This window comes from Stenotrophomonas lacuserhaii (assembly GCF_039674585.1).
In the GTDB taxonomy this organism is placed as follows: Bacteria; Pseudomonadota; Gammaproteobacteria; order Xanthomonadales; family Xanthomonadaceae; genus Stenotrophomonas; species Stenotrophomonas pennii_A.
Window position 1 is genome coordinate 28741 of sequence record NZ_JBDJNU010000016.1, and the last position, 9336, is coordinate 38076.

9 protein-coding genes are annotated in these 9336 nt (G+C 69.0%); 7 read left to right on the forward strand and 2 right to left on the reverse strand.

Annotated features, from left to right (window positions below; translation table 11 throughout):
- Positions 1-81: 81 nt before the first annotated feature.
- Genes ABE522_RS08490 through bioC form a run of 4 tightly spaced genes read left to right on the forward strand, consistent with a single transcriptional unit; the run spans position 82 to position 3848 of the window.
- Positions 82-1296 carry an aminotransferase class I/II-fold pyridoxal phosphate-dependent enzyme gene (locus ABE522_RS08490; protein ID WP_346591314.1) on the forward strand — a complete coding sequence of 405 codons (1215 nt, stop codon included), beginning with the start codon at positions 82-84 and terminating at the stop codon, positions 1294-1296.
- A gap of 4 nt (positions 1297-1300) precedes the next feature.
- Entirely contained in the window at positions 1301-2104 is an 804-nt protein-coding gene (gene bioH, locus ABE522_RS08495) for a pimeloyl-ACP methyl ester esterase BioH (RefSeq protein ID WP_346591315.1), read from the forward strand.
- 36 nt (positions 2105-2140) lie between these two features.
- A complete protein-coding gene (locus tag ABE522_RS08500) occupies positions 2141-2923 on the forward strand; it encodes an SDR family oxidoreductase (RefSeq protein WP_346591316.1) in 783 nt (260 codons plus the stop codon).
- A gap of 28 nt (positions 2924-2951) precedes the next feature.
- On the forward strand, positions 2952-3848 hold the full coding sequence (gene bioC, locus ABE522_RS08505; RefSeq protein ID WP_346591317.1) for a malonyl-ACP O-methyltransferase BioC: 897 nt from the start codon (positions 2952-2954) through the stop codon (positions 3846-3848).
- Positions 3849-3976: 128 nt separating this feature from the next.
- Here bioC and ABE522_RS08510 read toward each other — a convergent pair whose 3' ends face one another.
- Together ABE522_RS08510 and ABE522_RS08515 are read right to left on the reverse strand one after the other, a co-directional pair.
- Positions 3977-4582 carry a YdcF family protein gene (locus tag ABE522_RS08510; RefSeq protein ID WP_346591318.1) on the reverse strand — a complete coding sequence of 202 codons (606 nt, stop codon included), beginning with the start codon at positions 4580-4582 and terminating at the stop codon, positions 3977-3979.
- Entirely contained in the window at positions 4579-5541 is a 963-nt protein-coding gene (locus tag ABE522_RS08515; RefSeq protein ID WP_346591319.1) for a pyridoxal-phosphate dependent enzyme, read from the reverse strand. The genes ABE522_RS08510 and ABE522_RS08515 overlap by 4 nt, the downstream gene beginning before the upstream one ends.
- Before the next feature lie 153 nt (positions 5542-5694).
- Here ABE522_RS08515 and ABE522_RS08520 point away from each other — a divergent pair, with 153 nt between their 5' ends.
- The 3 genes from ABE522_RS08520 (at position 5695) to ABE522_RS08530 (ending at position 9261) form a co-directional block, all read left to right on the forward strand.
- A complete protein-coding gene (locus tag ABE522_RS08520; RefSeq protein ID WP_346591320.1) occupies positions 5695-6219 on the forward strand; it encodes a hypothetical protein in 525 nt (174 codons plus the stop codon).
- 540 nt (positions 6220-6759) lie between these two features.
- The gene (gene mnmG / locus ABE522_RS08525) at positions 6760-8649 is read left to right on the forward strand and encodes a tRNA uridine-5-carboxymethylaminomethyl(34) synthesis enzyme MnmG (RefSeq protein ID WP_346591321.1); all 1890 of its coding nucleotides are present in this window, start codon (positions 6760-6762) and stop codon (positions 8647-8649) included.
- An 81-nt stretch (positions 8650-8730) separates the two neighbouring features.
- The gene (locus tag ABE522_RS08530) at positions 8731-9261 is read left to right on the forward strand and encodes a gamma carbonic anhydrase family protein (RefSeq protein WP_182656299.1); all 531 of its coding nucleotides are present in this window, start codon (positions 8731-8733) and stop codon (positions 9259-9261) included.
- The last annotated feature ends 75 nt before the right edge of the window (positions 9262-9336 follow it).

Here is a 9336-nt window from a genome sequence, read left to right on the forward strand (position 1 = left end):
ACCGGCGGTGGGGGGGGCTCACGGCCTGGCTGGCGGTGGGTTTGTTACGCTATCGGCCCGTTCATCCGTAGCCCGCCCCCGATGGCCCGTCCTGACCTGTTCGAACGAATCCAGGCGCTGCGCAGCAGCGCGGACAGCCTGCGTTCGGACGCGCCGGTGCAGGCCGTGGGCCGTCGTGATGGCGTCCGCGTCGATGTCGATGGCCATGCGTTGACCAGCTTCCGCGGCAGCGATTATCTCGGACTCGCCCAGCAGTTCAGCGTGGTCAGTGCGCTGCAGGATGCGGTCGCGCGCGAAGGCGTCAATGGCGGCGCCGCACCTGCCGCTGGGGGCCGCCACGCGCTGCACCAGGCGCTGGAAACCGAAGCCGCCGACTGGCTGGGCCATCCACGCGCCCTGCTGTTCAGCAGTGCCTACCTGGCCAACCTGGCCGTGCAGCAGGTGCTGCTGTGCGAAGACGGCGACGTCTGCGCGCAGGACCAGCTCAACCATCCCAGCCTGCTCGATGCCACGGCATTGGCAGGCGCGCGCCTGCGCCGCTATCCGCACCTGGATGCCGAAGGCGCGATGCGCCAGCTCAAGCACGCCGCCGACGGCGCGGCGATGCTGGCCACCGACGCGGTGTTCTGCATCGACGGCGACAGCGCGCCACTGCGTTCGCTGTCGCTGGTCGCGCGCATGCAGCAGGCGCTGCTGTGCGTGGACGATACGCATGGCATCGGCGTGCTGGGCGATGGCGGCCGCGGCAGCGTGTCGGCGGCCGGAATGGGCGCCGCCGACGTACCGTTGCAGGTATTCGCCCTGGATGCCGCACTGGGTGGTTCCGGTGCACTGGTGGTGGGCGAGGCGGCGCTGCTGGAGCATCTGGCCGCCACCGCGCGTCCCTACCTGCACTCCCCGGCGCTGTCGCCGGCATTGGCGGCGGCATCGCTGGAAGCACTGCGCCTGGCGCGTCGGGATGACTGGCGCCGCGAGAAACTGGTGGAGCTGGTCGGCCTGTTCCGCAGTGCCGCGCGCGGTCACGGCCTGGGCCTGATGGCCGCCGAAACCCCGATCCAGTCGCTGTCCTTCGCCACCGACCAGCAGGCCATCGCGCTGGCGCAGAACCTGCAGCAGGCGGGGATGTGGGTGGGCACGGTGCCGGCCCGCCTCACCGGCGATGGTGCCGCGCGCCTGCGCGTCAGCCTGTCGGCGTTGCATGTGCCTGCGCAGGTGCAGGCCCTGGTGGATGCGATTGCGCGCGCACGCGACGGCCTGCACGCGGGCACGCTGCTGTCCGCGGCCGCGCTGGCCTGAGCGCATGCATATCGCGGTCAGCGGCAACGGCCCTGCGCTGGTCCTGATCCATGGCTGGGCATTGCAGGGCGAAGTCTTCGCGCCGCTGGTGAAACGGCTGTCCAGCACGTTCACGCTGCACGTGGTGGACCTGCCCGGCCATGGCCGCAGCCGCGACGACGCAACGCCGCTGGAGCTCCAGGCCATAGCCACCGCGATCGCCGCCGCCACGCCGCCGGCAGTATGGTGCGGGTGGTCGCTGGGCGGCCTGTTCGCGCTGCATGCCGCCGCGACCCTGCCGCAGGTGCAGGGGCTGGTGATGCTGGCCTCGTCGCCACGCTTCGTGCGTGAAGAAGGCTGGCCGCATGCAGTGCCGGCGCCGGTGTTCACGCAGTTCGCGCGTGACCTGGCCGACGACTTCCCGGCCACGGTGGACCGCTTCCTGGCGCTGGACCTGATGAACACCGATCCCGCACGCGCCGACCTGCGTGGCCTGCGCCAGCGCCTGCTGGACGCCGGCGCGCCGGACCCGCGCGTGCTGGAAGAAGGCGCGCGGCTGCTGCAGTCCGCCGACCTGCGCGATGCCCTGCCGGCGCTGCGCACGCCCAGCCTGTGGTTGCCCGGCCACCGCGACCGACTGGTGCCACCGGCCGCCGCGCATGCCGCCGCCGCGTTGTGCCCAGCCGGTTCAGCGACCGCGCAGACCATCGCCCACGGCGGCCATGCGCCATTCCTCGGCCAGGCCGACGAGGTCGCCGCCCAACTGCAACACTTCATCACGACGCAGGTAGTGACGGCCGCTGGCCGTCAAATCACAATGCTGGATTGACGGCCAACCGCCCCCCGCATCGAAAGGTGGACTGACATGGATCTTGGAATCGCGGGCCGCTGGGCCCTGGTGTGCGGCGCAAGCAAGGGCCTCGGCCTGGGCTGCGCGCGTGCGCTGGCGGCCGAGGGCGTGAACGTGGTCATCGTCGCCCGTGGCGAGCAGGCCCTGCAGCAGGCCGCCGATGCCCTGCGCGCCCTGCCGGGTGCCGGCAGGGTGGTCACGGTTGCTGCTGATGTCACCACCGAAGCCGGCCGCGCCACCGCGCTGGCCGCCTGCCCGCAGGTGGACATCCTGGTCACCAACGCCGGCGGGCCGCCGGCCGGTGACTTCCGGCAGTTCGAGCGCGAGGACTGGATCGCGGCGCTGGATGCCAACATGCTCGCGCCGATCGCCCTGATCCGCGCCACCGTGGACGCCATGATCGCGCGCGGTTTCGGCCGCATCGTCAACATCACGTCCTCGTCGGTGAAGGCGCCGATCGACATCCTGGCCTTGTCCAACGGGGCGCGCTCCGGGCTGACCGGCTTCGTCGCCGGGCTGGCGCGGCGCACGGTATCGGCCAATGTCACCGTCAACAACCTGCTGCCGGGCCAGTTCGACACCGACCGGCTGCGCGGCAATTTCGCCTTCCTGGCCGCGCAGCAGGCGACCGATGCGGAAGCCGTCGCCGAGCAGAAACGCCGCCACATTCCGGCCGGGCGCTTTGGCCAGCCGGACGAGTTCGGCGCGGCCTGCGCGTTCCTGTGCAGTGCACAGGCCGGCTACCTCACCGGGCAGAACCTGCTGATCGACGGCGGCGCCTACCCGGGCACCTTCTGACGCCGCCGCCCGCTTCACCGAGACCGCCATGAACCCGCGCAACGACCCCCGTCCCGATCCCCGCCACGTGCGCCGCGCGTTTTCCCGCGCCGCCGCCAGCTACGATGCCGCCGCCGCGCTGCAGCGCGAGGTGCAGCAGCGACTGATGGAATCGCTGGAGTACCTGGAAGCCCGCGTGCCGGAGGTGGTGCTGGATGTGGGCGCGGGCACCGGCCACGCCAGTGCCGTGATGAAGAAACGCTGGCCCAAGGCGCAGGTCATCGCCCTGGACATTGCCGAGCCGATGCTCGCGCAGGCCAAGCGCCAGGCCGGCTGGTGGAAGCCGTTCCAGCGCGTGTGCGCCAGCGCCACCGCGTTGCCGCTGGCCGACAACAGCGTGGATGTGATCTTCAGCAACCTGTGCCTGCAGTATGTGGATGACCTGCCGGCGGTGTTCGCCGGCTTCCGCCGCGTGCTGAAGCCGGGTGGCCTGCTGCTGTGTTCCACCTACGGGCCGGAGACGTTGATCGAGCTCGCCGAAGCCTTCCATGCCGCCGACGAGCAGCCGCACGTGAGTCGTTTCGCGCCGATTGCCCAGTTCGGCGATGCGTTGATGATGGCCGGCTTCCGCGACCCGGTGCTGGACCGCGATCTGTTCACCCTGACGTATGACGATCTTCCCGCGCTGATGGCCGAGCTGCGCGCGCTGGGCGCGACCAACGCGCGGCTTGATCGGCGACGCGCACTGACCGGTCCGGGCCGGTTCAAGGCCGCTGCGGCGGCATATGAACCGATGCGGCGCGCCGACGGCAAACTGCCCAGCAGCTGGGACGTGATCTATGCCCATGCCTGGGCGCCGCAGGCCGGCGCGCCGATCCGCGAACAGGGCCAGGACATCGCGGCGGTACCGGTGTCGGCGATCCCGATCCGCCGCCGGCCGGGTTGATACCGGCCGCGCTCCGCGCTCGCGGTAGCGCCGAGCCATGCTCGGCGGCTCTTCGTCCGGACAATGTGCCGGCTGATACCCGCCGCGCTCCGCGCTCGCCGAGCATGGCTCGGCGCTACCACGGCGGGCTACCGCGTGGCCTGCACGAACAGGTCGCGGTGGAAGAAGTAGATTTCCTGCGCCAGGAAGCGCCAACTGGTGTGGAAGCTGCGGAAGCGCGTGCTGGGCGTGGACGAGGCGAGCGCGTCGATCCCCATCGCCCTGCTCAGCCGCAGCGCGCGTGCCATGTGCAGCGGGTCGCTGACGATGATCACCCGGCGCAGCCCGCGCTGGTCCATCAGCCGCTTGGCTTCGACCAGGTTCTGCACCGTGTTGCGCGACTGCGTTTCGATCAGGATCGCCTTCGCCGGCACGCCCTGCTTCAGCGCGTAGCGCCGCGCCACCTGTGATTCGGAAAACCGCGCGCCGCTGCCGCCATAGCCCCCAGTGAAGATCAGCAGCGGTGCATAGCCGGCATCGTACAGGTCCAGCCCGTGGCGGATCCGTTCCTGGAATACCGGGGAGGGCTTGGCGTCATAGGCGGCCGCACCGAGCACGATGATCGCATCGGCCTTGGCCGCCTGGTCGCGTTCGCCGATCCACATGATCCACCCGGTCACACCCAGCAGCCACGCCACCACCAGCACGAACAGGCGCCACACCCAGCCCAGCAGGCCGACGCGGTGACGGCTCATGCGGCCGACCATGGCAACGCGTCGATGTCCACGTTGCCGCCGGACAACACCAGGCCCACGTGCAGGCCGGCAAAGCGCTGCGGCTGGGCCAGCACCGCGGCCAGTGCAACCGCCGAAGACGGTTCCACTGTCTGCTTGAGCACCTGCCACAGCAGGCGCATGGCGGCCACGGTGGCGGCATCGTCGACCACGATCACCTCCGCGCTCGCCGCCTGCAGCACCTGGAAGTTGGGCGCCCCGAGCGTGCCACGCAGTCCGTCGCAGACCGTATCGGGCACGAAATCGATGCGGCGTTCGCCAGCCAGGAGCGAGCGCGCGGTGTCGGCAGCACCAGCCGGTTCGGCCAGCACCAGCCGGGTCTGAGGTGACACCTGCTGCAGCGCCAGCGCCGTGCCGGCAGCAAGTCCGCCGCCGCCCACCGGCACCACCAGCACGTCGAAGGGGCCTTCGGCCTGCACCAGTTCCAGAGCGGCAGTCCCCTGCCCGGCAATCACCGCCGCGTCGGTATACGGGTGAACCAGAGTGGCGCCGGTATCGGCCTGTACCTGGGCGCACATCGCTTCACGCGCGGCGATGGTCGGCGCGCAGCGCCACAGCGTGGCACCGTGGCGGACGATGTTGGCCAGCTTGGTCGCCACCGCGCCTTCTGGCACCACCACGTGGCAGGCGATGCCGCGGGTGCGCGCGGCCAGCGCGAGCGCGGCGCCGTGGTTGCCGGACGAATGGGTGACCACCCCGGCCAAGGCTTGTTCGGCGGGCAACGACCACACCGCATTGCAGGCACCGCGGAACTTGAACGCGCCGCTGCGCTGCAGGTGTTCAGCCTTGAAGGCCAACCGCGCGCCGGCCAGCGAATCCAGCGCATGCGAGCGCAGCACGGGCGTCACCGCCGCGTGCGGCGCGATCCGCGCAGCGGCTTCAAGTACGGCATGGGCGGGGGGGGATGGCGCCTCGTTCATCTGTAAAGATTAACGTATGCCCCTGCCCACCCGCAGCGCCTGTCGCGGCCCCCATCGGGCCGATTGCCAACCATTCATGCTTGCGCGGGCGGATTTAGCGGCGATTCAATGCGAAAGGCTAAGCTGGAGACCTTACCCTTGGGGGGCCGTACCATGAAGATGCGCTTTATCGTTGCCGGAGGGCTGTTGCTGGCCTTGTCCGGCTGCGCCACGTATGACTACGTTGGCGGTGGCGGCAGTGGCGGAAGCGGGTATTACCATGGCGCGCCCTCCACCGAATACCGTTATCCCTATGGCTATGGCAGCCCTTACGGATATGGCAGCGGCTACTACGGTGGTGGCTATTACGGTGGCGGATATGGCTATGGATACCCGGTCTATCGTCCCTACCCGAATTATCGTCCGCCGCATCATGGCCACCGTCCGCCGGGCAATCGTCCGCCGCCGGACCGCCCGCGTCCGCCGAACACCCGTCCGCCGGGCAACAACGGCGGTTCGCCGTGGCGGAACATGGATGGCAACACCCGTCCGTCGCGGCCGCCGCAGGGCATGAACCGTCCGCAGCCGCAGCAGCAGGTGCGCCCGTCACCGCCGCCACGCCCGGCGTCGGCACCGCGTCCCAGTGGTTCGCCGTGGAGAAATTTGAACCGCGCCACAGAACGACAGCAGGAGCGGTAATCGGCTCTTGAACCTTCCGACGGGAAGGTTCAAAGTAGGCCCGGATTGACCCGCCGCGTCCAAAAGTGACAAAGTCGACGCAGCCGGTCATACGATCTATGTCGATATCCGCCAGGAACATCTGGATCCCCCCTGTTCCGGCCCTGTCGGATGTCGGCACCTAAAAAGACAAGGCCCCGCGCAAGCGGGGCCTTGTTGTTTCAGCGTTTGTTGCAGGTGGAACGGCTTCTCTCCGGTGTTCCGGAAAAAAACAGGGCCGGACAGTCCCCCGACTGCCGGCCCTACGCTTCCCCAATGTGCATCTGGACCAGCCCCTGTTCCAATTCCGGTCCGTAGCGCCATGGCGCCGATCACGCTGGGTGCTAAGGATATATCTGCAGGTTCCATGCCAACTTTAGGGTCGATTCACGAATCCGCACGGATTTCTGTCCGGCGGGAGCGAAAGGAATCTGACCCCAGCCACGATTGGCGCTAAAATCGCCAGCCTCCAAGGCGCCTGCGCCTGCCCAACCGATGGCTGCGGCCACCCCTGCGTTCCCCATGACCGACTCCTTCCATCGTTACGACGTCATCGTCATCGGCGGCGGCCACGCCGGCACCGAAGCGGCCCTCGCCGCGGCACGCGGTGGCGCGCGCACCCTGCTGCTCACCCACAACATCGAAACGGTGGGGGCGATGAGCTGCAACCCGGCGATCGGCGGCATCGGCAAGGGCCACCTGGTCAAGGAAATCGATGCACTGGGCGGGGCGATGGCGCATGCCGCCGACCGCGCCGGCATCCAGTGGCGCACCTTGAACGCGTCCAAGGGACCGGCGGTGCGCGCTACCCGCTGCCAGGCCGACCGCAACCTGTACCGCATGGCGATCCGCGCCATCGTGGAAGCGCAGGCGAACCTGACCGTGTTCCAGGCCGCCGTGGATGACCTGGTCATCGACGGCGACCAGGTGCGGGGCGTGCTCACCCAGACCGGCCTGCGCTTCGACGCGGCGGCGGTGGTGCTGACTGCCGGCACCTTCCTGGCCGGCAAGATCCACGTCGGGCCCACCCAGTACGCCGCCGGCCGCATGGGCGATCCGCCGGCCACCACGCTGGCCGCGCGCCTGCGCGAACGCCCATTCCAGGTGGACCGGCTGAAGACCGGCACGCCACCGCGCATCGATGGCCGTTCGCTGGACTACAGCGTGATGGACGAGCAGCCCGGCGACGATCCGCGGCCGGTGATGTCCTTCCTCGGGTCGGTGGACGAGCATCCGCCGCAGGTCAGTTGCTGGATCACCCATACCAGCGCGCGCACCCACGACATCATCCGCGAGTCGCTGCATCGCTCGCCGCTGTACAGCGGGCAGATCGAAGGCATCGGCCCGCGATACTGTCCGTCCATCGAGGACAAGGTGGTGCGCTTCGCCGAAAAGGAAAGCCACCAGATCTTCGTCGAACCCGAAGGCCTGGGCATCGTGGAGATCTACCCCAACGGTATTTCGACCTCGTTGCCGTTCGATGTGCAGCTGGCGATGGTGCGCAGCATCCGCGGCTTCGAGAACGCGCATATCACCCGCCCCGGCTACGCCATCGAATACGACTACTTCGATCCGCGCGGGCTGAAGGCATCGCTGGAAACCAAGACCGTGGGCGGGCTGTTCTTCGCCGGCCAGATCAATGGCACTACAGGCTACGAAGAAGCCGCCGCGCAGGGCCTGCTGGCTGGGCTGAATGCTGCCCGCCAGGTGCGTGGGCTGGATGGCTGGTGCCCGCGTCGCGACGAAGCGTACCTGGGCGTGCTGGTGGACGACCTGATCACCCACGGCACCACCGAGCCGTACCGCATGTTCACCAGCCGCGCCGAATACCGGCTGCAGCTGCGCGAAGACAACGCCGACCAGCGCCTGACCCCGGTCGGCCGCGAGATGGGCCTGGTGGACGACCGCCGCTGGGCGGCGTTCGAGACCAAGCAGGCCGCGGTGGGCGCCGAAAGTGCGCGCCTGCGTGCGCTCTGGGCCACGCCGGGCAATGCACTGGGCCGCGAAGTGGAACAGGTGCTGGGCGTGGCGGTGAGCCGCGAAACCAACGTGCTGGACCTGATCAAGCGCCCGGAACTGGACTACGCCAAGCTGATGCAGGTGCCCTCGCTGGGCCCGGGCGTGGACGATGCCAAGGTGGCCGAGCAGGTGGAGATCGGCGTCAAGTACGCCGGTTACCTGGACCGCCAGCGCGATGAGATCGAGCGCCAGCAGCGGCATGAATCCACGCCGATTACGGATGGCTTCGATTATGCGATCGTGCGCGGGTTGTCGGCCGAGGCGCTGCAGAAACTGGAACGCGTGCGGCCGCAGACCATCGGCCAGGCGCAGCGCATCCCCGGCATGACCCCGGCGGCGATCTCGCTGCTGCTGGTGCACCTGGAGCGTTCGCGCCGCGGCCGCGTGGCGTAAGGCGGGCCGCTGCGCTCGCCGAGCATGGCTCGGCGCTACCTTTTCTGCCGGGCATGGCTCGGCGCTGTACCGGAGAACCCGATGAACCCGCTACGCCCCTTCCGCGACAAGATGCCGGTGCTCGGCGCGCGTGCCTATGTGGATCCAGCCTGCACGATCATCGGCGATGTGGAAATCGGCGAAGACGCTTCGGTATGGCCGGGCACGGTGATCCGCGGTGACGTCAACTTCGTGCGCATCGGTGCACGCACCAACGTGCAGGACGGCACCATCATCCATGTCAGCCACCACAGCCCGTTCAACAAGGCCGGCTATCCCACGCTGATCGGCGAAGGGGTCACCGTCGGCCATGGCTGCATCATCCATGCCTGCAGCATCGGCGATTACAGCCTGATCGGCATGGGCGCCTGCATCCTTGATGGGGCCCGGGTGGAAAAGCACGGCTTCGTCGGCGCCGGCGCGGTGGTGGGTCCGGGCAAGGTGGTCGGTGAAGGCGAACTGTGGGTAGGCAACCCGGCCCGCCCGGCGCGCATGCTGAAAGACAGCGAGATCGAAGCGCTGCATTATTCGGCCGACCACTACGTGCGGCTGAAGGACGAATACCTCGGCTGAGGCCCCGACTGCAGGCAGGCCGACGTCAGTCGGCTCCGCGACCCCGGCAACCTGCTAAAGTCATCCTCCGACCCA